This is a genomic window from Thermalbibacter longus (genome assembly GCF_023806485.1).
GTDB classification, from domain to species: Bacteria; Chloroflexota; Chloroflexia; order Thermomicrobiales; family Thermomicrobiaceae; genus Thermalbibacter; species Thermalbibacter longus.
Map to the genome: position 1 here is coordinate 1 of NZ_JAMSLR010000007.1, position 23,840 is coordinate 23,840.

Below are 23,840 nucleotides of genomic sequence, written 5' to 3' on the forward strand. Positions count from 1 at the left end.
CACCACCGAGACGTCCGCCGGCAGGCGATCGGACAGCTCCTCGAAGAACTGGAACTTATCACAGAAGCTGCTTACCGCTCCGGGGCAGTGCTGCTCCAGCCAGTCGGCGATCTCCGGCAGCGTGTCGAAGGTGTGCGCCTCCAGGTGGTCGCGCTCGCCCGTCCAGTTGGAGAGGCGCTGCTCGTAGAGCACGTACTGGGAGAGATCGGCCACCAGGTAGAGCACGAGCGCCGTCCAGCGGCCGGGATCGCCGGAGTAGCGCGGGTGCGCGCGGTCGGGGCTGGTCTCCCAGCGCCACACTTCGCGGCCGCGGAACGTGAGCGGGCGGCGGCCCGTCCGTTCCAAGATGATCTCCTTCATGACGTCGTTCATGACTCGCTCCCTTCCAGCATGCTCCAGTGGAACCCCAGGGACGCTGCTCGAGGTGGCGACCGTGGCATCGGTGACTCCGCTCCGGTTGTCTCTGTCATTCTCTGTGTGTATCATAGTGTCAATGACTGTCTGTGTCAACAGGTACGTAGCGGTCTCGCGTCGTCTTCGTGCTAAGATCGGGGAGATAGGGATGACGGCAGTCATCGAGAGGCAGACGGTGAAAGAGCGACTAGTCACCGTCAAGCAGGCGGCAGACATGCTGCAGCTCAAGCCGGCGACGATCCGCACCTGGATACGCCAGGGGAAGATTCGTGCCGTGTATCTCGGCTCAGACGCGGCTGGCTACCGTATCCCGCTGTCGGAGATCGAGCGGCTGCTCCGGCTGCCAGAGCCGCCGGAAGAAGAGGAGTGAAGGAAGAACGCCCCGCGCCTAGGCTGAGGCGGCCAACGCGGGGCGTTGAGCAGAGAGGAATCTGCCATGAGTGTACCACGTGCTGCGATCTATACCCGTGTCTCAAGCGACCTGCAAGAGGACAACTACTCGCTCCCGACCCAGGAAGCCGCCTGCCGCCAGTACTGCGACCAGCACGGCTACCAGGTAGTCGGCGTCTTCAGCGACGTGCACACCGGAGCCCAGTACCGCGAGCGGCCGGGGCTCTCCCAGCTCCGCGAGCTCATGCGCCAGAGGGCCCTCGACGTGGTGGTGTGCTACGCCGTCGATCGGCTGAGCCGCAACCAGGCGCACCTGTACATCCTGGTTGAGGAGCTGGCCGACCACGGCTGCCGGCTGGAGTTCGTCACCGAGCGCTTCGAGGATACGGCGGTCGGGCGCTTCATCCTGGCGGCCAAGTCGTTCGCCGCCGAGATCGAACGGGAGAAGATCGCCGAGCGCACCATGCGCGGCCGCTTGGCACGCGCCGAGGCTGGCAAACTCATGTCGCCGGTGCCGCTCTACGGCTACCGCTGGGCGGACGCCGAGAAGACGCGCTACGAGCCCGATCCGGAGACTGCTCCGATCGTGCGGCGGATCTTCGCGCTGGCGCTCCAAGGCCAGGGTGTGACGGCGATCGCCAATATGCTGACTGCCGAGGGCATCCCGACGCCATACGGCAGAGCCCAGTGGTCGCTGACGACCGTCTGGCGCATCCTCACCAACCGCACCTACACCGGCCAGGCCCGCGCCTTTACCTGGAGGCGTGGGAACAGCGGCAAGCGGAGCTACCGCCGCGACTGGGACGCCGGCATCGCCCTGCCGCCCGACGTCGTGCCGGCGCTGGTCGATCCGGAGACGTTTGCCGCCGTGCAGGAACGGCTGCGACTCAACCGGCTGCGCTCCGCGCGCCGCAACCGCTCGCCTGAGCTCTGGCTGCTGCGTGGTGGCTACGCACGCTGCGGCGTCTGCGGCGCCACCATGACCGCCTGCCATATCCACGGCGCGCCAGGGTACCGCTGCGCCAACCGTACCCGGCATCCCGATAGCATCGCCCGGCCGGGGATCACCGCGGACGAGCTGGACGCCATTGCCTGGCGGGCCGTGCACGCGGCGATGGAGCGTGACGACGTGCTCCAGCATGGCATGGAGCTGGTACTGAGCCAGCAGCCGTCTGAGCACGAGCTGGCCGGCATCGAGCGCGTCGTGAGCCAGCTCAAGCGCCAACAAGCCAACCTGGCTAAGGCCATCGCGCTGGCGTCCGACGACACCGCACTGGGGACGCTGATGGCCGAGCTCGAGCGCGTGGCGCAACGGTTACGGGAGCTGGAGGCGGAGCGCGACACGCTGGTGAAGCAGGCCCGGGCGTGGGAGCGTAAGCGTAGCCAGCTCCAGGAACTGACCCGCTGGCGACGCCAGGTGGCAGCGTACCTCGACCAGATGGGCTACCGCGAGCGGCGCTGGCTGCTGGATCTCCTGGGGCTCGTAGCGCACGTCTATCCGGCAGGTGACGCTGAGCACGACCGCGTGGAGATCAGCATGGCACTGCCACTGGCCGGAGACTTTGATTTACAGACGTCTTGACGTCGGTGATGCGCACGCCGCCTCCTTCCGTTCCGAAATCCAGTCTCTGCCTACCCGACCAACGCTTGCTCGCCGGTCGCAGCCGCCAGGATCCGCTCTTCGGTCGCCTCACCGTGAGGGAACTCGGCCACGATGCGTCCCTGTCTCATCACCAGGACGCGATGGCTCATCGCCAGGATCTCCGGCAGCTCCGAGGAGATCATCAGGATGCCGACGCCCTCGCGGGCAAGCTGCGCTACGATGGCGTGAACCTCGGCTTTGGCCCCCACGTCGATCCCGCGGGTCGGCTCATCGAGAATTAACACCTTCGGGTCGGTGGCCAGCCAGCGGGCTAAGACCACCTTTTGCTGATTGCCGCCGCTAAGGTTTACGACGCGCTGCTCTGGCGAGGGGGTGCGAATCCGCAGCCGCTCGATGTACTGGCCTACCAGGGCACGCTCGCGCCTCCGCGAGGGGAAGCCGAGACGGGCGAGGCGGGGCAACGTAGGCAGCGTCATGTTCTCGCGGACGGTCAGGATCAAGACCAGACCCTGGAGCTTGCGGTCTTCCGGCACCAGGCCGATCCCGAGCTCGACCGCGTCGCGGGGCGAGCGGATCGTCACCGGACGGCCGTCCAGCAGAATCTCGCCACTGTCGTAGGGATCGACCCCGAAGAGGCACCGTGCTAGCTCGGTGCGCCCCGAGCCGACCAGGCCCGCCAAGCCTACGATCTCCCCCGCGCGCACGGTCAGGCTCACGTCATGCAGCACTCCCGCCCGACGCAGCCCGCGCACCTCCAGTCGCACCGGCCCTGGATCTCCCTTCTCGGGGGCAAAGAGGCTGCCCAGCTCGCGCCCGACCATCATCCTGATCAAGCCTTCGCGAGTCGCTTCCTCGATCGGGAGCGTGCCCACTAGCTTGCCGTCGCGCAGCACCGTCACCCGCTGGGCGATGGCGAACACCTCCTCTAGACGGTGAGAGATGTAGATGACAGCCACGCCCTTCGCCTGTAGCCCGCGGATGATCTCGAACAGCTTCTCGGTCTCCTGCAGCGAGAGCGCGCTGGTCGGCTCATCGAGGATCAGCACGCGCACGTTCTGCGAGAGCGCGCGGGCGATCTCGACCATCTGCTTCTGCGCGACGCTGAGGCGAGACATAGGGGTGCGCGGGTCGATAGGCGCGCCGACGCGCTCGAGCAGTTCGGCCGTGCGTCGCCAGACCTCCGGCCAGTCCACCGCGATGGGCAGGCCTGGCCGGCGGGGCAAGCGGCCGAGGAGGACATTCTCCCCTACCGTCAGGTTGTCGATCGGACTCAGCTCCTGGTAGATGATCGCGATGCCCAGCTCCAGCGCCTGGCGCGGATCCGCGAACTCAACTGGCCGGCCATCGAGCAGGATCTGCCCCTCGTCCGGCTGGAGCGCTCCCGAAAGGATCTTCATCAGCGTCGACTTGCCGGCGCCGTTCTCGCCGACGACCGCTAGTACCTCGCCCGGAAACACGGTGATCGAGACGTCGTCGAGTGCCAGCACGCCGGGGAAGCGCTTGCGAATGTTCCTAGCCTCCAGGACTGGTCTTGCTCCCGCCATCCCCAATGTCCAGCTAATCTCGCGGGCCGGGTCATCTCAACCCGGCCCGCTCCGGCACTACTTGGTGTAGCTGTTCAGGTTGTCCTTAGTGACCACGGTGACGCCGGTGTCGATGTTCTCGAACGGCGGCTTGGCCTTACCCGTCAAAATATCGTAGGCCCACTGCACGGTGAGCACGCCCATCTGCACTGGGCGCTGGACCATGGTCGCCTGGATGATCCCCTCCTCGATGGCGCGTTTGGTCTCCTCCAGGTCATCGAACGCGACGATCTTGAGTTTGCCGATACGATCCTGGAACTCGGGCGACTTCAGCACCTGGGCCAGCGTGGGGCCACCGGTCGCGCTGACGCAGGCGATGCCGTTCAGATCCGGGTGAGCGCGCAGCATCGCCTCGCTGACGCTGAGCCCCTTCTGCAGGTCATCGTCGGTCGCCTGGGTATCCACGACCTCGATGTTGGGGCCGATGCCCTCCTTGAGCCCCTCGATGCGCTGGTTGAGGTTGAGCGCGCCCAGCCCACCGGTGATGATGCCGATCTTGCCCGTACCGCCAAGCAGCTCGGCCAGCGTCTCCCCCTGAGTCTTGCCCGCCGCCTTGTTGTCCGTACCGATGTACATGACGCGCTCGCTCTCGGGAGAGTCGGCATCGAAGGTCATCATCAGGATACCGCGGCTCATCCCCTCGGCAATGACCGGCTCTACCGACTTCGGCTCGTTCGGCGAGATCGAGATGGCGTGAACCTGCTTCGCGATCAGATCCTCGATCATCTGCACCTGGATCGCGGGGTCCGCCGTCTGCGGCGCCACCCACTGGAAGTCGACGCCCAACTCCTCGGCCTTCTGCGCGGCGCCCTGGCGCACGTCCTCGAAGAAGGGATGCACCAGCTTGGGTACCAGGGCAATGGTGATCTTCGTGCCGGGTGCGACAGTCGGCACTGGGCTCTCAGCGGTCTCGGCCGGTGTCGTGGCGGCTGCCGGGGTAGCCGCTGCCGCGCGGGTGGGGGTAGGAGACGCGGCGGGAGCCTGCGCTGGCGCTGTCGGCGCAGCCGCCTCCTGCCGGCAGGCACTGAGGATCGCCAGCGAGGCCGAGCCGAGGGCGAGGGAACTGAGAGCCTGTCGTCGGGTCAACCGTTTCTGCCAGAAGTCGATCGATCGCGCCATAGGTCTCCTCCTTCACGGGTCACCACCTGCACTAGGCTCATCGAGCAGTCCCACCCAACGTCCCGCCTCGCGCTTCACCTCCCCTCGCGGGCGGCATCGCCACGATGCCAGGGTGGAGGTTCCAGCACTCTCTCCGGATCAACGACCGTGCCCCGGTATCCGAGCCGGCGGGAGAGCTCGCCGGCACCGACGCGCACCAACCGGGCCAGCTCGCGGAAGCGTTCCGGCGTATCGCGGACGATGGGGAAGGAGATGCTCATTGCGGCAACGAGCTGCCCTCGGTGGTCGTGGATCGGGGCTGCCACGCAGCGCGCGTCGGCATTCGACTCGCAGTTGTCGTAGGCTACCCCACGCCGCCTGATGGCCGCGAGCTCGCGGCGCAGCGCGTCGAGTTCCGTGATGCTGTTCGCCGTCAGCGCCGGGAGCCGGTCGATGCCGCGATAGCGTTCGGCGAGCTCCGCGTCGGGGAGGCCGGAGAGCAGCATCTTGCCGACGGCCGTGCAGTGAGCCGGCAGTCGCCGGCCGATGGCTGAGACCAGGCGGACGGCGTTGGTACTGTCTACCTTGGCGATATAGAAGACCTCGGTACCGTCGAGCACCGCGATGTGGACAGTCTCGTCGCAGGCTGCAGCGATGCGCCGGGCCACCTCCTGGCCCTCGCGAGCGAGATCCAGCGTCGCGGCATAGGCGTTCCCCAGCTCGAAGACCTTGACATCGAGGGCGAAGCGGTGCGGATGGTCCTCGAGCGCGCGCAGGTAGCGCCGGGCAACCAGCGTCCCGACCAGCTCATGAACGGTGCTGCGCGGCAGCTCGAGCGCGCGGGCGATCTCCGGCACGGAGAGCGACTCCGGCTGCGGCGTGCGGAGAAACAGCTCCAGGATATCGAACGCTCGGTCGACGGCAGGGACTCGTCGCGGCATCCGTCTTGTCCGATATTTCAGACAGTATCCGAGATATCGATCGATCCGGACACAGTCTAGCGGCCCACCCGAGGACATGTCAAGCCCTCAGGGCGAACCACGCTTGGGACATCGACCAGCCGGGTCAAGGCGAGAGGGAAAGCAGGTGAGACGATCAGAGCAACTCGGAGCCAGCCCGATCAGCGGGAACCCGGCGCCCCGCTCACGTGTCTTGAGGGCAGCAAGGACAGGGCGCTCATTGGCAGTACGCCACCCCAGCCTGGGACGCGGTGATCCAGCGCACCCTGACCGAGCACAGTGTTGTCTTGCCGGGAGCGAGCACGGCTGAGAGCGCGCCAGCGATGCGCTCGGTACCCGCCCCAATGCCCACCTGGACTGGACCATGGCTCTGGGACGTCACCCTACCGTCTAGCGGGCCGATCGCCGCGACTGGCTGGGTAACCTGGCGTGATCGCCGACAGAAGCAACCCGAGCGCGATATCCACTGAGCACGAGCGCAGCCAGCGGCCTCAGCCAGGCGGAACCGAGGCAGCGGGTCGATCCGACGGCCCCGCCCCGAGGCCGGTCCAGTACTCGATGAATTCGCCAGGCGTCAGGGGATCAGCAGAGAGGCCAAGGGCGCGCGCCAGCCGGAGCGTCGACGGCGGCTCCAGCCCAGCCTGCCCGAGCAGCTCCGGCTGTGCGAAGACCGCCCGCGCTGAACCGGCGGCCAGCACCGCGCCGCGTGCCAGCACGACCACTCGAGGACAGTAGCTCGCGACGAACTCCATGTCGTGGGTGATCACGATGACCAGCCGGCCTTCGGTCTGAAGCTCGCGGACCAGCCGGCCGATCCGCTCGACTCCCGGATGATCCTGGGCGATCGTCGGCTCGTCGAGGATCAGGATCGGAGTCTGCATGGCCAGCACGGAGGCCAGGGCCAGCATCTTGCGCTGCCCCAGGCTGAGGTCGTAGGGGTTCTCCTCGGCCAGCGACCCCAGTCCGACCCGCTCCAGCGCCTCGCGGGCCCGCCGCTCGGCCTCGCGTGGAGACAGGCCCAGGTTGAGCGCGCCGAACATCGCCTCCTCGAGCGCCCGGCTCTTGAAGAGCTGGTCGTCGGGATTCTGGAACACCAGCCCAACCCTCCGGGCGATCTGCGCCGCGGTCTGCGCGCGGATCGCCTGTCCATCGATCAGGATCTCTCCGGACTGGGGACGGAGCAGCCCGGCGATCAGCTTGACCAGCGTGGTCTTGCCGGCCCCGTTCTCGCCGATGAGCGCAACCGGGCCGGCACCCGCGGCTACGTACCCTTCAGGCGCAGCCCCTGGCTCGACACCGCCGAGGGCTAGGCTCAGCTCCTGGAAGACGCGGGTGCCGTCGGGATAGGCGAAGCTCACCCCCCGCAGAGCGATGCGCGGTACGGTCCTGCTCGTCGATAGTCGCGACTCCTCGCGGTCAGCCGGAGTGTCCATCGTCCGAACCGCCGGCTCGAACGAGCCCGCCTTCGCTGCCAGCCGAGCGACGCGCAGGGCAGCCACGGTGTCTTCGATCCTCAGGGGGAGGGAACCGCTCGCCGAGCGGGCGCCCAGGCAAGCGGCGACGCGGATAGGGGCTGGGAGCGCCAGGCCGCAGGATTCGAGTTGGCCCGATTGCAGTACCTCCCCAGGAGGGCCCCAGGCCCGCACTCTGCCGTCTGCGAGCAGCAGGAGACGATCGGCGTGCTCCAGCAGCCGCTCCAGCTTGTGCTCGACCATCACCACTGTCAGGCCATCGGCACGCAGGCGGGCGATGCAGTCGAAGACCTCGCGCGTGCCGCTGGGGTCGAGCTGCGAGGTCGGCTCGTCGAGCACGAGCACGTCTGGGCGCTGGGCCAGCATGCAGGCGATGGCTAGGCGCTGGAGCTCCCCGCCGGAGAGGAGAAACGGGCTCTTCTCCCGCAGGTGGACTATACCCACCTGGTCCATTGCCCACTCGACCCGGCGACGCATCTCGCCCCTGGGCACGCCGAAGTTCTCCAGACCGAAGGCGACCTCCTCCTCGACCGTGAGCCGGGCGCCGGACAACTGGGTGAACGGGTTCTGGAAGACGAGGCCGGCCCGCCGTGCCAGCTCGTGCACCGGAGTACGGTTGACGTCCATGCCCGCCACCGTCACCCTGCCCTCGTACTGGCCGCGGAAGACCTGCGGCACCAGCCCGAGGAGCGCATAGCAGAGCGTCGACTTGCCGGCCAAGTTCGGCCCTACCACGCCGACGAGCTGGCCGGCCTCGACCGCGAACGAGACGTTTTCGAGGGCGTTCGCCTGCCCGGTGGGATAGCGGTAGGTGAGGCCTTCGACCTCGACGATAGGAGTCACCCGGCCAGCCTCCAGACCAGCGCCCCCAGTAGCGCAGAGAGCGCCGCCAGCCGCACAGGCCAGGCCAGCCGGTGCTGCCACGGCGGCCGGTAGAACGTGCGCGGTCCGGGCGCGCCGAAGCCGCGCACCTCGAGCGCCAGCGCTCGTTCCTGCATCGCGACTAAGGACGAGATAACCAGCGGCCCGAGCACGGGGAGAAGAGCCCGCATCCGCACCCACACCGGCCCTTCAGTCTCCATACCGCGGGAGCGCTGCGCGTCCTGAATGACCGAGACCCTCGCAGCCATCGAAGGGATGATCTGCAATACCGACAACAGCACGTAGCCGACCCGCGGCGGCAGGCCGGCCCGCATCAGCTCGTCGACGAGGTCGGCCGGACGCGTGGTGAAGAGCAGGACGAAGGCGGAGAGCGTCAAATTGATGAAGCGGGCTGACAGCCACGCGGCATGGGCCAGCCCTTCCTGGTAGAGTACAAGCGGGCCGACGCTCACCAGCGGCGTGGCGTTTCCCGGATACACCATGCCCTGGACGATGAAGAGCGTCGCCAGGAAGAAGCCCACCCCGGCCAGCGCGAGCAAGCCCTCGCGCAGCACGCGCCCCACGACCAGCAGACCGAGGTTGACGACGAGAGCGACGAACGTGATGCGCAGGTCGCCCGCGACGAACGGCACGAGCGCCAGGCAGACGGCATAGCTCAGCTTCGTGATCGGGTCGAGGCCATGGATGGGGCTCTGCCGCTCGACGTACAGGCCGACTGGCCGCATCGGTCCCCGGTTACCTGGCAGGTCAGGCAGTGCGCCGGTGCCCGGCCTCGCCGAGGTCGAACTGGCTGAGGAGCCGTCGCGGGAGCGCTCTGAATAGCCCGAATGCGATCAAGACCGTCAGCACCTTGTCGGGAAGATCGACGACCAGCTCGTCGAGGAAGGACGCCAGCCAGAGCGGCACGCCCCGCAGGGTCAGGGCCGTGAACAGTGCGTCGCCCCAGACGTTTCCAGTCTGCCCGCTCCAGAGATAGATATTGATCGGGAACGACACGACCGTGGCGACCAGTGCCACCACCAGACCAGCCACCACCGCGCGGGCAGTCGAGCGGATGAATCCCAGCCGGGCCATGATACCCGCGCTCAGCCCGATCCCGACCGAGGTGATGAAGTACCAGAACGACACGGGATCGACGGTCAGCCCGTAGATGATGTTGTTGAGCGCTCCGGTCAGGGCCCCCACCCAGGGCCCGGCGATGAAGGCGGCCAGCACCGTGCCGATCGAGTCCAACCACAGCGGTAGCTTCAGCGCCTGGGCGACGAACTTTCCGACGAAGTTGATGGCGATCCCGACCGGGATCAGCACCAGCGTGAGCGTGGTCCAACGGGTAGTCCAAACACCTGCCCGCGGCTGCGCGCCTGTCGCCATCGTTCACCCTCCTCGTCCACAGCCCGGATCACGATCTCTGGGGATCAGCAGGCTGGCCGCTCACTGCCGGTGATCCGCGCCACCCTCCTCTCCGCGCCGGCACGGCGAGGTAGAGGCGAGACCAGCTTGACCGGTCTCGGGGAGACTGCAAGACCAGATCTCGAGCGGCGCCTCCCGCTCGCCTCTGAGTAGTAACGACCGTTCACCCGCGTGAATTGTATCAGCCGCGTGAGAGTTCTGCGGACATCCAGCGTTGCAGGTGGTCCAGCAGCCGGTCGCGGAATGCGCGGAATTGGTGAAGGCGCTCCTCCTCGCTCCCGCTTGCCGCTGAAGGGTCTGGTAGCGACCAGTGCAGCCTTCGCGCCGCGCCGGGGAAGACTGGACAGGCCTCGGCCGCCTGGTCGCAGACGGTGATCACCCAGTCGAAGCGTTGCCCGAGAAAGCGATGAACGGGCTTCGATTCCGCGCCGCTGATGTCGACCCCCAGCTCAGCCATCGCCTGGACCGCCAGCGGGTGTACCCGCGACGGTTCGGTTCCGGCCGAATACGCCTCGACCCGACCGCCGGCCAGCCAGCGCAGCAGCGCCTCCGCCATCTGCGACCGCGCCGCGTTGTGCGTACAGAGAAACAGCACGCGTACGGGTGCGCTCTCTGTGTGTCCGCTCGCTTCCATTGTCCATTCTCCTCGCTGCTCTCCGCTCGCGATCCGCTGGCGATTGTGCTTCAGGCGGCCGCCCGGCGCGCTGTCGGGGTATGAACATCGTTTGAAGTTGTGGACACGGGTAGAATGAGAGGGAGCAGCGGAAGACTGCAAGCAGGCTGCCGTCCTACCGGACACGATCGAGCGCTTCATGCCTAGCCGGGAGGATGCGGGGAGCGATGGAAGCGCGAACGATCGATGGCTTGCTCATCGACGTCGAGGGCGTGCTCCACATCGATGGGCGCCCTATTCCCGGCGCTGCTGAGGCTCTACAGGCACTGGCCGAGGCTGGACTTCCGTACGTCCTGCTCACCAATACCACCATCCGGACTCGTCGCCAGCTCGGTGGGCTGCTCCGACGGCTCGGGTTTCCCGTGAACGACGAGCAGATCATCACGGCCGCCGCAGCCACCGCCGACTACGTCCGGCGACAGTACCCGGGTGAGAGCTGCTATCTGCTCGTCGAGGGCGATCTCAGCGAAGAGTTCGCCGGCATTCCGCTCACCGAGGGGCACGACGCTCGAGTGGTCGTCATCGGCGGCGCGGGGGACTGTTTCACCTACAGTCGAATCAACCACGTCTTCCGGCTACTCCTCGGCGGCGCCGCCTTCATCGCCATGCACCGGAACCTGACCTGGGAACGGCAGGACGGGACATACCTCGACTCTGGCGCCTACATCCTCGGCCTGGAGGCAGCCACCGGGGTTCAGGCTCAGGTCGTCGGCAAGCCCTCGGCCGACTTCTTCCAGGCAGGACTCCGCCTGCTCGGCGTCCCTCGAGACCGCGCGGCGATGGTCGGAGACACGATCGACCAGGATGTCGAGCCCGCCCAGCGCCTGGGGATGGCCGGTATCCTGGTTCGTACCGGGAGATTCCGGACTCGCGAGCCAGAGACCGGCCGACCCGACGCGATCCTGGACTCGATCGCCGATCTCCCCGCCTGGCTCGGCCTGCGACCGATCAGGTGAGGGAGGAGCCAGCCGCCACGAAGCGCTGCAGGACAGCATCGGCCGCGCGATAGCCACTCTCCAGCGCCCCGTGCACGGTGCCCGGGCGGATCGTGCTCGTCGCCTCACCGGCAAAGAAGAGCACGTCGCAGACAGGCTCGCTCAACCGCGCGCGCAGCCCGGCACTGCCGACTGGAGTGAACGAGTAGGCACCGCGGGCCAAGGGGTCGTGAGTCCAGTCGATCACCCGCGCCTCGACTACCTCGCCGCTCAAGTCGCGCCCCAACGCCGCAGATAACCCAGCGACGACCTCACGGATAGCTCTGTCAGCACCGAGCGATGATAGCCGCTCGGCGTCGCCGCCACCGACCAGCACGGTGAATAGCGGCAATCGCGAGCCGTAGCCCAGCCCTGGGCGCTCCCAGACTCCTCGTGGCTCGGCGGTAAAGATGCAGCCCACCTCCTCGGGCCAAATCTCACCCCGGAAACGGAGGGCGACGCGGAACGCCCGCCCCGGGCGCAGGCCATCGATGGCCTGCCGCAAGCTGGCCGGCAGCGGCGGGTCGAACTCGACCGTCCCAGCCTGGAGCACCCCGAGCGGGAGGGTCACCACCGCGCACGCAGCCTCGAACGTCTCGCCGGCCGCCACAGCGACCACGCCCCACTTGCTCCAGTGGATCCGCTCCACCGGGTGGCCGAGCCGCAGGTCGAGACCCTGATCGACGAGCCGTTCGACCACGCGACTGTAGCCGTCCGCTACCCGGAAATTGCGCTCGCCGTCTCCCTCGTAGGTCTCCTCGTCAGTGCCATAGACGCCCAGCTCTTCGAGGTCGGCCGACCAGCCGATCGCGGCGAGCGTCTGCCAGAGACGCCACCAGCGCTCGTCGGCGGCCAAGCCGTGCCGCTCGACCCACCAGCGAAGGGCTTCTGCCAGGGTCGTATCCGGTCGCCGCGCCGCGACCCACTCCTCCTCAGCCGCGACGAGCGCTGCCCATAGGCCTCCGGCAGGCAACTCCTCGGGCGCGTTGGCGCTCAACAACCTGCTGTCTAGCGCGAAGAAGCGGCGATATTGGCTCGGATCCTCGAAGACGCGCAATCCGAACCGCCTCACCAGTTCCCAGGTTATGACACGATCACCGTGTATGAACTCGGCACCGAGCTCGACCGGGAATGGCGCAAGGTCATACGCGGTCAGGATGCGCCCGCCGACCCGGTCGCGCGCCTCCAGCACTGTGACCGGAATCCCGTGCTCGCGCAGGCGCCGGGCTGCCGCCAGGCCCGCGGCCCCGGCACCGATCACCAGTACGCGCCGCTCCGCTTCGTCATCCTCGTCCATCGGAACCTCCAGACCGGCCCGGTTGGGCAATCGGTGGGCCTTCGCCGCGCGTGTCGCGAGGCCCCTTCGAGCAGTTCAACGGTAGCGCGTCTCGATCAGCCTGCCCATCCGCTCGAGCGCCTCCAGGATGTTTTCGAGCGAGTTGGCGTAGGAGAAACGCAGGTATCCCGCACCACCCCGACCGAACCCATCGCCGGCCAGCACCGCCACGCCAGCCTCGTCGAGAAGGTCACGCGCGATGGTGCGAGAATCCTTCCCCAGGCCGGAGACGTTGGGGAAGACATAGAAGGCGCCGGCCGGGCGGAGGCAGCGCACCCCCGGCAGGCGATTCAGGCCATCGACGATGGCATCTCGCCGGCGCCGGAACTCCTCGACCATGCGGGAGACATCGTCCTGGGGCCCGGTGAGCGCTGCTACCCCGGCGAGCTGGACGAAGCCGGGCACGCAGGAGTTGCAGTTGATCGCCAGCCGGGTCACCTGCTCGGCTAAGGCAGGCGGCATCACCCCGTAGCCCAGCCGCCAGCCCGTCATGGCGTAGGTCTTGGAGAACCCATCGAGGATGATCGTGCGGTCGAGCATGCCGGGGAAGCTGGCCACGCTGGCGAACTCGCCCTCGTAGAGGATTCGCGAGTAGATCTCGTCGGAGAGCACCAGGAAGTCACGGTCCTGAGCGAGCCGCGCGAGCTCCGCGAGCGCGTCGCGGCCCACGACCGCTCCCGTCGGGTTATGGGGCGAATTGACGATGACCAGCCGCGTGCGCTCGCTGACCAGCGAGCGGAGCTCGTCCGGATCGAAGGCGAAATTGTTCTCCTCACGCAGCGTGAGCGGCACTGGCCGCGCGCCGGCGAACCGAATCACCGACTCGTAGATCGGAAAACCGGGGTCGGGGTAGATCACCTCGTCTCCTTCGCCGGCCAGCGCCAGGATGGTAAAGAACATGATCGGCTTGCCGCCCGGCGTGACCACGACGCGCTCCGGCCCCACCTCGACCCCGCGTGTGCGGCTGACCTCACGCGCGATTGCCTCCCGCAGCTCCGGGATACCGGTCGCTGGAGTGTAGTGCGTGTGGCCGGCCCGCAGCGCCTGCACCGCGGCCGCGACGATATGGGGCGGGGTATCGAAGTCGGGCTCTCCGATCTCGAGGTGAATGACAGAGCGTCCCTGTGCTTCGAGCGCCCGCGCGCGGGCCAGCACCTCGAAGGCGCTCTCAGTACCCAGGCGGCTCATCCGCTCAGCCAGGCGAAGGGTAGAGACCGGTCGGGATTCACCGTTGCTCATCCTCGTGCCCCTTCACGAACCCGCACGTGACTCGGCTCTCGCTCGAGCAACCCGGTCGGGTCCGCGCGAGCGACCGGGGGTTGCCCGCATCCCTGGCTACTGAAACATACTCGGGAACGCGTGACAACCAGCCCCGGATGCTTGCACCGCTCGATCGCAACTCCCATAATCCCTCACGGGCATGTGCGGCGAGTCCGCACCCGCCCGGTCAGAGTGACCGAAACGACTGCGGCGCTCCGGCGGAGAAAGGGGAAGCATGCAGAAGGGTCAGAACCTCAAGCTAGCGGTGCTGATCCCGTTGGCCGCGATCCTAATCACGGTCGCGTCGATTGTCATCATCGGCGAGCTACTACTGTTCGTCAGCACAGCCATCGGCGGCACGGAGGCGATCCTGGTCGCCGTCCTCATCATGGCGGCGATCACGGTCGTTGCGGTGCTTCTCTCGCGCTCGAGCGGCCAGAGGGAGTCTCGGCACTCCTAGCGCCGTCTCCGGCTCAGTGCGTCCTGACCGTGAGCTCGCCGCGCGGGCCTATTGCCGCCACCGAAGCGGCCAGCGACTCGGGCCCTGCCGCGCTGCGACTCGAGCAACAAGGGATGTGTCGCAGCCTCCTGCCCCGGCGACCCGCGATACCGGTCGCGGTCACACGTGGAATACACAAGGCTGTTTGCCGGACGCGGGTGGTTCTGCTGACGGCACCGGCAAGGCCGTAGCGGCCTTGTCGCTGTCCCTGGGACCATCAGCACACCTATCAGGGCTGAAACGACCCGCGAGAGTCTGCGCCCCGGTAACGAACCGGACTGCCGGAGGGAATAGCGGAGAGCGATTGCCACGCGCCGCGCTGGCTCCGCCAGGATCCAGGAAGTCTGCCTGTAGCGGTTGGAATCGCTATGCCGGCGCTCGTGTCCCCGCTGCCCGGCTGCGCGACCAGCAAGCGGAACACGTGCCGAAGATGGCGAAGTGATCCATGCGAGCTACGAACCCATAGCGCTCGCGCAGCGCTGCCCGCAGCGGCTCGAGCAGATCGTCTTCCAGCTCGAACACGGCTCCGCACTGCTGGCACACGAGGTGATGGTGCCGCTCGGCACGGACGAGCTCGAAGCGCCGAACACCGCCCCCGAGATCGGTCTGGGTCACCAGCCCAAGCTCTACCCCTAGGTCCAGGTTCCGGTAGACCGTCGAGAGATTGACATCAGGGTGCTGAGCCCGAACCACATCGTAGATCTCCTCGGCGGTGCGATGACCACCCAACCGCGCCAGCGCGGTAAACACGGCCAGGCGCTGACGCGTCACCCGCTGACCCGACTGGCGTAACCGCTCCGCGACCCGGCGGAGCTCGGCGCTCCAGAAGTCTCTGGCCATCCCTGGCCCCCGCTTCCAACATGCCCCCGCCACCGAGACTGTCTCGATGGCGGAGGGATTGCATGTCTCGACGTGTCCCTGTCGGTAGGCTCGCATCAGGATGGTAACGCTGTTCCAGACCGGGGACAAGAGGCAGCACCGGAGCCGAGCGTGGTCAGGCGGCTCTATTTGCGCGAACTAGCATCTGCGCATCCGCAGCGGTCGCGATCTGCTCGAGCCAGGGTAAGAGAGCCGCGAGGTCCTCGGTCTGGAAGACATCGACCCGCACGATGCTGTCGCCCCACATGTCCCTACCGAGCTCGACCGCTAGCCAGCGGTTAGCCCAGCGGGAGGGCGCAACCTCGTCCCCCGAGCCAGCCTCGGCTGGCACGGCACGAAGCCTCTGCCGGGGCCCGCTCACCGCTGCCCCTGCTGCGCGCACAGTCAGGTACACGGCCGTCTTGCTCATCGACAGGCCCAGCGCCCGCAGCGCTCGCGGTACGTCTGCATAGCTCAATCCCAGGAGGTAGAGCAGCAGTGACAGGTGACGCAGCCGGAGCGAGGTCTGCGCTGGGCCGATACCCTGGGGGTAGACTCTGAACGTACGGCCGCAGCGCAGGCAACCGTAGCGCCGTGCCATGACCTGCCTGAGGAACGGGTCACGCACGGCTTTCGGCACGATCTGGCGGAGCAGCACATCTCGGCTCCCGCAGCGTGGATACGGGCAGCGTACCGGCTCAGGGTAGCGGTATGGCTCGAGCGCCGGGAACCGGAACGCGATCTGACCGGCCGGTAGGCGTTCCAGCGCAACTGGCCTCCGCCTGATCCCCAGTGCTGAATCTCGTGAAATAGGTGACGACATGGCGCGATACTCCTCTCCGCTCCACTGTTCCCCTGTGCGGACAGCTTAGGCAGCGACATGTTCAAGATACAGACCATTTCGTAGCCGTTCGTTGTTCACTCCTTGGTCAGTCCGTGCCCAGGCAGCATATGTTTCGTGGAAATCCGAGGCGCAGGCAGCTTGAACCGCATCCAGCACACACGAGCGAGCGCGGGATTCGATCCCGCGCTTCGAGGGTGTCGGCTGAACTGGCCGGTGTGGTCGAGAGTCAATCGTGCTCGTGCTCGTACCCTTCATGTGGGTGGCCGATATAGGGAAAGTCCCGCAGTGGCGGCACATCGTTCGCAGTTCCGTCCGCCAGGACCGCAGCAGCGGAATCCGGGGTGAAGGTCGGGTCGATCAGAGGATAGGTGAGGCCGGCAATCGCTCTCAGCTCGATTGCGACAACGTCGTCGAAGACGCGACGACCATTGGGAAAGCCTCCCAAATCGTCCCCCAAGATACCCAACGGGCTCGGATCCACGGTCGTCGGAGGGATGGCGAGATTCAGTCGGAGCATGTCGGCGGGGGTCGAGCCGGTGAAGTTCTGGAATTCGGGGATCAGCCCAGCGGGGATACCGGTCAGCAGGATGGCGAGCAGATCATTGCGAGGCCGGCTAGCAGGCGGCGCGCCCAGCAGCGCAGCGAGATTCGGAAAGACGCCCGGATACAGCACCGGCAGGAGATTTTGCAACTCGGGGTCGAGGTAGTATCGCAGGAACTGCTCGTCGTCCTCTGGCTCGCTCGCATTCCAGCGGTCCTTGTTGCCAAGCGGGATGATAACCTCGTTGATCAGCGGCATACCCAACCGCGAGACCTGGACCCACGGCCCAGCGAGGCGGACTGCCCCTCGCTTGGGCTCGCGCACCGACGCTCGCTGTCGGCTAGCAGTGGCCCATATCCCGATGACCGACGAGGGGTTCATCGGATCGGTCGGTTCGGAGTCGTCTCGGGTCAACTCTGTCTTCGGCACCTGCAGCGCGATAGTGTGGACGTTGAATCCCTTGGTCGCATCCACGCCGTCCGCGGCTGGGGTCGGGATCAGGTGGAGGTTCTGAAAGGGCCGGAGTGTACCGAGGTCGAAGATGGCGCCGAGATCGACGAAGAAGGCCTCCTCCCGCTGGCCGGCGAAGACCTTGCGCCCGCCTTCCAGCTCGTGGATAGCCGCCGCGGCCAGAGCCTCGTAATCGGGAGTTGACCGGGAGCGGTGGCATCAGCGCGGTTCGCCTCCCCCAGGCTGAGATCGCGCGGTCAGCTCGTGACTCCGCGTTCGATCCCATCGAGGTTCAGCCGGCGGTAAAACTCGGCTGGTGTGATCATTGACACCTGGAACCTCCCGGCGTAGAATCAGTCCGGCTATTACTGCAAGCTTTTGCAGCAACGGGCGTCGGGAGGACACAGCGACCGGGGAGCGGCTGATCGGTTTGCCACAGGCCTCCCGCAGCATATACGAGTTCCGCTTACGAAGACGGCGCCTCGGCCCGATGGACGCCGGACGAGCAGGAAGAGAGAGCGATGCATATCCCGGATGGGTACATCAGCCCTGCGACTGCGCTGGCGTTCTACGGCGCGGTGCTTCCCTTCTGGTGGGCCGCTGGCCAGCGGCTCAAGCGCGTCCTCACGGGCCAGCTCGTCCCGGCCCTGGCGCTCTTCTCCGCCTTTACGTTCGCGATCATGATGTTCAATATCCCAGTTCCAGGCGGTACCACCGCGCACGCTGTCGGTGGGACGCTGGCCGCGGTCGTCCTGGGTCCCTGGGCAGCGATCATCTCCGTGTCAGTCGCGCTCATCATCCAGGCGCTCTTCTTCGGTGACGGCGGTATCACGGCCATCGGAGCCAACTGCTTCATCCTCGGGGTCGCCTTGCCTCTCACCGGCTACGGCGTCTACCGGCTGGTCAGCGGCCGATCCGATCCACTGTCGCGGCGCCGGCTGCTGGCCGCCGCGATCGGGGCCTATGTCGGGATCAATGTCGCGGGCCTGCTGGTCGGACTAGCGCTCGGCATCCAGCCCATCTTCTGGAGCGAGAACGGGCGAGCGCTCTACTCGCCGTACGGGCTGCGCGAAGCAGTGCCGGCAATGTTGATCCCACACCTGACGATCGCCGGAGCGGCCGAGGTGATCGCGACGGTCTTCGGCCTCGCCTACGTCCAGCGGGCCCACCCCGAATTGCTGGAGCGGCGAGCGGCGACCGCGCGAGTGGCTCCATCAGCCCGGCGCTTGACACTGGCCATCTTCGTCCTGCTCGCCCTGTTCAGCCCGCTCGGCCTGCTTGCAACCGGAAGCGCATGGGGCGAGTGGGGTAGCGATGAGCTAGCGCAGCGCGTCGGCTACGTCCCGCGTGGCCTGGAGGAACTCGAATCGCTCTGGAGCGCGCCGCTCCCTGACTACACGCTCCCGTGGATGACGGAGACGGCGAGTTTCGCCGAGCAGGCGCTCGCCTACATTCTGTCCGCTATCGTCGGCATCGCCTTGATCTTCGCTACCACGTTCGCTCTGCGGATCCTGCTTCGACCACGACAGGGCCAGCAGGCCACCGCAGGCGGCTAGGAGCCAGCATGACCGCTTCGCCGACTTCCCGGCGCCGCAGGGCGCGCAAAAGCTTCGTCGAACGGACGATCACCGGGGTCGGCGCCGCGATCGAGCAGACGGTGTACGCGGAGACGTACGCGCGGCAGGACGGCTTCCTCCAGCGGGTCGACCCCCGAGCCAAGGTCGGTCTCTTCGCGCTCGCGCTGCTGGTGACCGGTCTCGTCCACGACCTTCCACTCCTGGCCGGCCTCTGGCTGGGCCTTCTCGGTCTGGGCATAGCGACACGCCTGCCCTTCCGCGTCATCGCGGTGAGGACGATGCTGGGCGTCCCACTCTTCACCGGGCTGGTTGCCCTGCCCGCGCTCTTCCTGGTCGATGGCCGCTCGCTCTTCACGATCGGGCCGGTGGGCTCGATAACGTTAACGGTGTCGGACCAGGCCGTCCTCAGCGTCGCGACCTTTCTCCTTCGAGTGAGCGCATCGGTGACGCTGGCAGCGCTGCTGGTGTTGACCACCCGCTGGGCCGACTTGCTCAAGGCGCTCCGCATCTTCCGCGTGCCGGACGTCTTCGTCATCGTCTTGGGCATGACCTACCGCTATGTCTTCCTGTTGCTCCGGCTCACCGAGAATCTCTTCCTCGGGCGCGCCAGCCGCACAGTCGGCAGGACGTCGTCCGGCGAACAGCGCCGCTGGGTCGGCGCCAGCATGGGGACGCTGATGAGCCGGAGCCTCAAGATGAGCAATGACGTCTACGCCGCGATGGTCGCCCGCGGCTTCAGCGGGGATGTACGGACACTGGCGACGTTTCGCATGCGCGACGAGGACTGGCTGTTCGTCTCGCTCGGCGTTGCCCTGCTGGGGCTGGCCTGGCTCGTGGATCTGAGCCGGTGATGGCGCAGACGGGCCCGATCTTCCGGCTGGAAGGCATCTCGTACCGCTACCACGGTCGCCACTCCGCGCTCGACCAGGTCGACCTGGTCGTCGAGCCGGGAGAGCAGCTCGTTATCCTGGGGGCCAACGGCAGCGGCAAATCGACCCTGCTCAAGATTCTCGACGGTCTCTATCGCCCGACGAGTGGTCGCCTCTGGGCCTTCGGCGAGGAGATCACCGATGTGGCCGACGACCCCGAGCGAGCTCGCTGGCTTCATCGCCGCGTCGGACTGGTCTTCCAGGATCCCGACGTCCAGCTCTTCTCGCCCACCGTCTACGACGACGTTGCTTTCGGCCCGCTCCAGCTCGGCTGGCCGGAAGAGCAGGTACGCGAGCAGGTGGCGCGAGCGCTCCGCGCGATGGAGGTGGCCCACCTGGCTGACCGCGCGCCCTACGAGCTGAGCGGCGGCGAGAAGAGGCGCGTGGCGATCGCGACCGTGCTGGCGATGGATCCCGAGGTGGTCTTGCTCGACGAGCCCACCGCCAACCTCGATCCCCGCACGCGCGCGGCACTGGTTCACCTGATCCGCGGCATGCGCGACCTGGGCAAGACCGTGATCCTGACCACCCACGAGCTGGATATCGTCCCGGGCATCGCCACCCGGGTCGTGGTATTCGGGGATCAGGAGCGCCGGCCGGTCGCTTCGGGCCACCCCAGCGAGATCCTGCGCGACACCGATCTCCTGGTGCGGACGAACCTGATCCACGAGCACCTGCACTGGCACGGCGAGCTCGCCCACACCCATCCCCATGCCCACGACGGCGAGCACCTGCACGAGCACCGTTGAGCGCTACCGCTCAGGCCAACCCGATGGGCGCAACGCCGGGTGCAAGCGAGCCTCGCTCACTACGCCGTGCGGCGTGACACCGGCCCCACCGGCAAGATCGTGAACTGCGGCCATCAGGCTCCGCGTCTCGCGTGGGCGCGAGCCACCACCTGACTACGCTGAAGCTGCCCGCGGTGCTCGATGCGGACCTCATAGCCTGAACATGAGCTTGGATCGCACTGAAACGACGAAGCCCCGGAGGGTTTACCTCCGGGGCTCATCGGTTGGTTCGCCTTCTTCGAGCTCGATCGCTCAGGCCGCGCTGGCGAGCTGGCGCAAGTCCGAGTTGCGGAGCTTGGCCAGCGCCTCCTTCTCGATCTGGCGCACTCGCTCGCGGCTGATCCCGTAGTGATCGGCGATCTCGGCCAGCGTGCGCGGCTGCTCGCCGCCCAGGCCGAAGCGGAGCATCAGGACACCGCGCTCGCGCTCGGTGAGCTGATCCAGGCTGCGTCGGATCTGCTCTCGGATCGCGTTCGTCAGCGCCTCGTCGACGACCTCCTCGCTGCGCGGATCCGGCAGCAGGTCGCCGATCGTGCTCTCGCCGTCCTCGCCGATCGGCTTGTCCAGCGACGAGGTCCGCGGGATGGACGAGCGGGCCTGCTCGATCCGGCTGACCTCGATGCCGAGCTGCTCGGCCAGTTCCTCGTTCGTCGCCGGCCGGCCCTTAGCCTGCTCGATCTGCGCCTCGGCACGCCGGATCTTGGCGATCAGATCATGCATGTGAACCGGAACCCGAATAGTCCGGCTCAGGTTCGCCACAGCCCGGCCGATCGCCTGGCGGATCCAGAAGGTGGCGTACGTGCTGAAGCGATAGCCCAGTTCCGGGTCGTACCGCTCGACCGCGGTCATCAGACCGATGTTCCCCTCCTGGATCAGGTCGATCAACGGGAGTTCGCTCGAGCGGTAGCGCTTGGCGATCGAGACGACCAGTCGCAGGTTGTGGCGAATCAGCTTCTCGCGGGCTTCCTGACCCTTGCGAACCAGCTCCCGCAGCTCCGGCGTGTCCTCGCCGGCCTCCATGCGCTTGCGCGCCTCGAGACCCGCCCTGACCGCTCGCGAGTACTCGATCTCCTCGGCGTGCGTCAGCAGCCGGTGCCCACCTACCTCACGGAAGTAGCGGTACACAGCGTCATTCGCTGCCTGGTCGATCAGATCGGCGGTCTCTTCGACCTCGTCGATCTCGTCGACCTCGGCCTCCTGCACCAGCTGCTCGAGCTCGAGAAGCTCCTGGATCTCTCGCTCTGTCATCGGTGCCGTCTTACCTCCACTGCCGTCCGTACACCTTGTTCGGACAGGCTACGTCGTCGTTTATAAACCTTCGTATTCTAGCACGATTCTGACGATCTGTCAACTGTGCAAAGCATCACGATCACGAGCCTGCCCGTCTCTCTCACCCGTTCACCTGTTATACGGTCGCATCCCCCTCTTGGTTCCGCTCCGCATCTGTCGTCGATCGTCCCATCGAGGAGGAAGAATTATGTCAATTATACCAGGCCCGCCCATTGGAGTCACCTGCCCATACACTAAACCGTTCCTCACCCCTTCGCTTATACCCAGCAGTCCCGATCGTTCCCCTGACCACGGTCATCCTCCATCTATGGCAGCCGCTGGAACCAGCGCAGGCTCAGCAACCCGCCAGCGTGAACTGCACCCGGCCGAATGTGCCACCGACCACCTGGGCCAGTGCCCGCACTGTCATCGTTTTGGCCAGGCCGGGCACTCCCTCGAGCAGCACATGCCCGCGCGCCAGGAGGGCCACAAGGAGCCGCTCCAGCAGGTAATCCTGGCCCACGATCAGCCGCTTGACCTCGAACAGCACATGCTCGAGCACGTTCAGCGAGTGCGACGTCTCTCCCAGGGGCCGCGGCAATTGGCGGAAACTTCTCGTCGTCATGCACCGCGCTCCTCTATCTGACTTCCCCGTTCCCACTCAGGTTTCCCGGCGGCGTCCCCGCCCAGCTATGGCGCTTCCGCCGGCCAGCTTCCCAGTGTCACCGTGACCTCCTGCTGCCGCCCGTCGCGCACGATCGTGAGCCGGACAGTGTCGCCTGGCGCGTGCCGGCTGATCTGCTCGACGAGCTGATCCATGGTCTCGATCGTCGTGCCGTCGATAGCGACGATGATGTCGCCACCGCGCGGCACCGTGCCGTCGCCCGTATCCTCACCACCACGCAGTCCGGCCTGATCCGCCGGGCTATCGGGTACCACGCTGGCCACCAGGACGCCACGATCGATCGAGAGGCCCTGCTCCCGCGCCAGGGCCGCGTCGACCGTCACCCCGCTGATACCCAGCCAGGCAGGCTGGAGCTGCGCCCCTGCCTCGAGCTGCGGCAGCATGCGCCGTGCCGTGTTGCTCGGGACCGCAAAGCCGATCCCCACCGAGCCACGTATCGGGCTCTCGATCATCGTGGTAATCCCGATGACCTCACCGTTGACGTTGAAGAGCGGTCCGCCGGAGTTGCCCGGATTGATCGGCGCGTCGGTCTGGAGCAGCCCGGTCCTCGTCCGGCCATCGCCGGGTTGCCAGGTGCGGTTAACCGCGCTGATGATCCCCTGGGTGACCGTGCCCTCGAGGCCGAACGGGCTGCCGATCGCTACGACGACGTCGCCGACTCGCACCTGATCGGAATCTCCGAGCGGCGCGACCGCGATGCCCTCCGGGAGCTCGACCTGGAGGAGCGCGAGATCGTTCCCAGTGTCCGTGCCGAGCACCCTCGCCTCGCGCACCTCTCCGTTGCTGAAACGCACCCGAACGTTCTCGACACCCTCGACGACATGAGCCGCAGTGAGAACCAGCCCCCGTTGATCGACGACCACCCCCGAGCCACCACCGACGGGCGTCGTCCCTAGCCGCCCCTCGACCGAGGTGACGATCTCCACCACCGCGCTACCGACCGCATCGTACACCGCCCCAGCGACATTTCCGGGAGCAGCAGTCTGATTCGCGACCGGTCGAGCCATAACCACCGGCTCGGACGCTGGTGCCGGCTCCGGCCCCAGCCAGCGCAGCCCAACCGCCGCTCCGGCCACCCCGACGGCGAAGACCGCCAGCATAACCCCGGCCACCGCCAACGCGATCAACCTAGGGCGTCGCCTACGGGTGTCACCCCGGCCGCTCTCTTCCGGCTCACCCTGACTCGATGTTCCCTGATACTGGTCGAACATGGCGGGTCTCCCTCGTACACCGACCGCTACCCTTTCCGGTAGGTGAAGGGTAGACCCGCAACTTGAAGGCACCCTAAGCGAGATCTGAGAGGAGGCTCAGCCGAAGCTAAGAATTCCCTAAGAGCCTGACTCGCA

22 protein-coding genes and 1 pseudogene are annotated in these 23,840 nt (G+C 67.0%); 7 read left to right on the forward strand and 16 right to left on the reverse strand.

Going from position 1 to position 23,840, the window contains the following annotated elements; translation table 11 throughout:
- The coding region (locus NET02_RS10400) for a hypothetical protein (RefSeq protein ID WP_284057345.1) at window positions 1–372 on the reverse strand (372 nt) is incomplete at its 3' end.
- Window positions 373–562: 190 nt separating this feature from the next.
- On the opposite strand from NET02_RS10400, the gene NET02_RS10405 reads away from it, so the two are divergent.
- Both NET02_RS10405 and NET02_RS10410 read left to right on the forward strand, forming a co-directional pair.
- Window positions 563–784 (forward strand): helix-turn-helix domain-containing protein, encoded by a 222-nt coding sequence (locus tag NET02_RS10405; protein WP_284057346.1) that lies wholly within the window; start codon window positions 563–565, stop codon window positions 782–784.
- A gap of 66 nt (window positions 785–850) precedes the next feature.
- On the forward strand, window positions 851–2,386 hold the full coding sequence (locus NET02_RS10410; protein WP_284057347.1) for a recombinase family protein: 1,536 nt from the start codon (window positions 851–853) through the stop codon (window positions 2,384–2,386).
- A gap of 50 nt (window positions 2,387–2,436) precedes the next feature.
- Here NET02_RS10410 and NET02_RS10415 read toward each other — a convergent pair whose 3' ends face one another.
- The 7 genes from NET02_RS10415 to NET02_RS10445 all read right to left on the reverse strand — a co-directional run bounded on the left by NET02_RS10415 (window position 2,437) and on the right by NET02_RS10445 (window position 10,445).
- Window positions 2,437–3,951: a sugar ABC transporter ATP-binding protein gene (locus tag NET02_RS10415; RefSeq protein WP_284057348.1), complete on the reverse strand. Its 1,515-nt coding sequence runs from the start codon at window positions 3,949–3,951 to the stop codon at window positions 2,437–2,439.
- A gap of 57 nt (window positions 3,952–4,008) precedes the next feature.
- The gene (locus NET02_RS10420; protein WP_284057349.1) at window positions 4,009–5,109 is read right to left on the reverse strand and encodes a sugar-binding protein; all 1,101 of its coding nucleotides are present in this window, start codon (window positions 5,107–5,109) and stop codon (window positions 4,009–4,011) included.
- A 74-nt stretch (window positions 5,110–5,183) separates the two neighbouring features.
- On the reverse strand, window positions 5,184–6,029 hold the full coding sequence (locus NET02_RS10425) for an IclR family transcriptional regulator (RefSeq protein WP_284057350.1): 846 nt from the start codon (window positions 6,027–6,029) through the stop codon (window positions 5,184–5,186).
- 509 nt (window positions 6,030–6,538) lie between these two features.
- Entirely contained in the window at window positions 6,539–8,362 is a 1,824-nt protein-coding gene (locus NET02_RS10430) for an ABC transporter ATP-binding protein (protein WP_284057351.1), read from the reverse strand.
- A complete protein-coding gene (locus NET02_RS10435; protein WP_284057352.1) occupies window positions 8,359–9,126 on the reverse strand; it encodes an energy-coupling factor transporter transmembrane component T family protein in 768 nt (255 codons plus the stop codon). The genes NET02_RS10430 and NET02_RS10435 overlap by 4 nt, the downstream gene beginning before the upstream one ends.
- 22 nt (window positions 9,127–9,148) lie before the next feature.
- Window positions 9,149–9,772, reverse strand: coding sequence for an ECF transporter S component (locus NET02_RS10440; protein WP_284057353.1), 624 nt, complete (start codon window positions 9,770–9,772; stop codon window positions 9,149–9,151).
- Between the two features lie 220 nt (window positions 9,773–9,992).
- Complete coding sequence (locus NET02_RS10445) at window positions 9,993–10,445, reverse strand: arsenate reductase ArsC (protein ID WP_284057354.1); 453 nt, start codon at window positions 10,443–10,445, stop codon at window positions 9,993–9,995.
- A gap of 206 nt (window positions 10,446–10,651) precedes the next feature.
- Here NET02_RS10445 and NET02_RS10450 point away from each other — a divergent pair, with 206 nt between their 5' ends.
- Window positions 10,652–11,440: a TIGR01458 family HAD-type hydrolase gene (locus NET02_RS10450; RefSeq protein WP_284057355.1), complete on the forward strand. Its 789-nt coding sequence runs from the start codon at window positions 10,652–10,654 to the stop codon at window positions 11,438–11,440.
- Here the strand turns inward: NET02_RS10450 and NET02_RS10455 are convergent.
- Entirely contained in the window at window positions 11,433–12,755 is a 1,323-nt protein-coding gene (locus NET02_RS10455) for a flavin monoamine oxidase family protein (RefSeq protein WP_284057356.1), read from the reverse strand. The two genes, NET02_RS10450 and NET02_RS10455, sit on opposite strands and share 8 nt — an antisense overlap.
- 75 nt (window positions 12,756–12,830) lie before the next feature.
- Window positions 12,831–14,033: a pyridoxal phosphate-dependent aminotransferase gene (locus NET02_RS10460; RefSeq protein WP_284057357.1), complete on the reverse strand. Its 1,203-nt coding sequence runs from the start codon at window positions 14,031–14,033 to the stop codon at window positions 12,831–12,833.
- A 256-nt stretch (window positions 14,034–14,289) separates the two neighbouring features.
- Between NET02_RS10460 and NET02_RS10465 the strand changes: the two genes are divergently transcribed.
- Window positions 14,290–14,514, forward strand: coding sequence for a hypothetical protein (locus tag NET02_RS10465; protein WP_284057358.1), 225 nt, complete (start codon window positions 14,290–14,292; stop codon window positions 14,512–14,514).
- 405 nt (window positions 14,515–14,919) lie between these two features.
- Here the strand turns inward: NET02_RS10465 and NET02_RS10470 are convergent, their stop codons facing one another.
- From NET02_RS10470 to NET02_RS10480, 3 genes are all read right to left on the reverse strand, one after another.
- Entirely contained in the window at window positions 14,920–15,393 is a 474-nt protein-coding gene (locus NET02_RS10470) for a Fur family transcriptional regulator (protein ID WP_284057359.1), read from the reverse strand.
- A gap of 154 nt (window positions 15,394–15,547) precedes the next feature.
- On the reverse strand, window positions 15,548–16,234 hold the full coding sequence (locus tag NET02_RS10475; RefSeq protein WP_284057360.1) for a hypothetical protein: 687 nt from the start codon (window positions 16,232–16,234) through the stop codon (window positions 15,548–15,550).
- A gap of 247 nt (window positions 16,235–16,481) precedes the next feature.
- Window positions 16,482–17,429, reverse strand: coding sequence for a DUF4331 domain-containing protein (locus NET02_RS10480; RefSeq protein WP_347711033.1), 948 nt, complete (start codon window positions 17,427–17,429; stop codon window positions 16,482–16,484).
- 338 nt (window positions 17,430–17,767) lie between these two features.
- On the opposite strand from NET02_RS10480, the gene cbiM reads away from it, so the two are divergent.
- From cbiM to NET02_RS10495, 3 genes are read left to right on the forward strand one after another with little or no spacing between them, the layout of a single operon-like run.
- Complete coding sequence (gene cbiM, locus NET02_RS10485; RefSeq protein ID WP_284057361.1) at window positions 17,768–18,802, forward strand: cobalt transporter CbiM; 1,035 nt, start codon at window positions 17,768–17,770, stop codon at window positions 18,800–18,802.
- A gap of 8 nt (window positions 18,803–18,810) precedes the next feature.
- Window positions 18,811–19,674, forward strand: a complete 864-nt coding sequence (cbiQ, locus tag NET02_RS10490; protein ID WP_284057362.1) for a cobalt ECF transporter T component CbiQ — start codon at window positions 18,811–18,813, stop codon at window positions 19,672–19,674.
- A complete protein-coding gene (locus tag NET02_RS10495) occupies window positions 19,674–20,501 on the forward strand; it encodes an energy-coupling factor ABC transporter ATP-binding protein (RefSeq protein WP_284057363.1) in 828 nt (275 codons plus the stop codon). Before cbiQ ends, NET02_RS10495 begins: the two co-directional genes overlap by 1 nt.
- Window positions 20,502–20,792: 291 nt before the next feature.
- Here NET02_RS10495 and NET02_RS10500 read toward each other — a convergent pair whose 3' ends face one another.
- The 3 genes and pseudogenes from NET02_RS10500 to NET02_RS10510 form a co-directional block, all read right to left on the reverse strand.
- The gene (locus NET02_RS10500) at window positions 20,793–21,788 is read right to left on the reverse strand and encodes a sigma-70 family RNA polymerase sigma factor (protein ID WP_284057364.1); all 996 of its coding nucleotides are present in this window, start codon (window positions 21,786–21,788) and stop codon (window positions 20,793–20,795) included.
- A gap of 391 nt (window positions 21,789–22,179) precedes the next feature.
- A pseudogene (locus NET02_RS10505) lies at window positions 22,180–22,434 on the reverse strand (AAA family ATPase); the annotation flags it as partial.
- 65 nt (window positions 22,435–22,499) lie between these two features.
- A complete protein-coding gene (locus NET02_RS10510) occupies window positions 22,500–23,705 on the reverse strand; it encodes a S1C family serine protease (protein ID WP_284057366.1) in 1,206 nt (401 codons plus the stop codon).
- Window positions 23,706–23,840 lie beyond the last annotated feature (135 nt).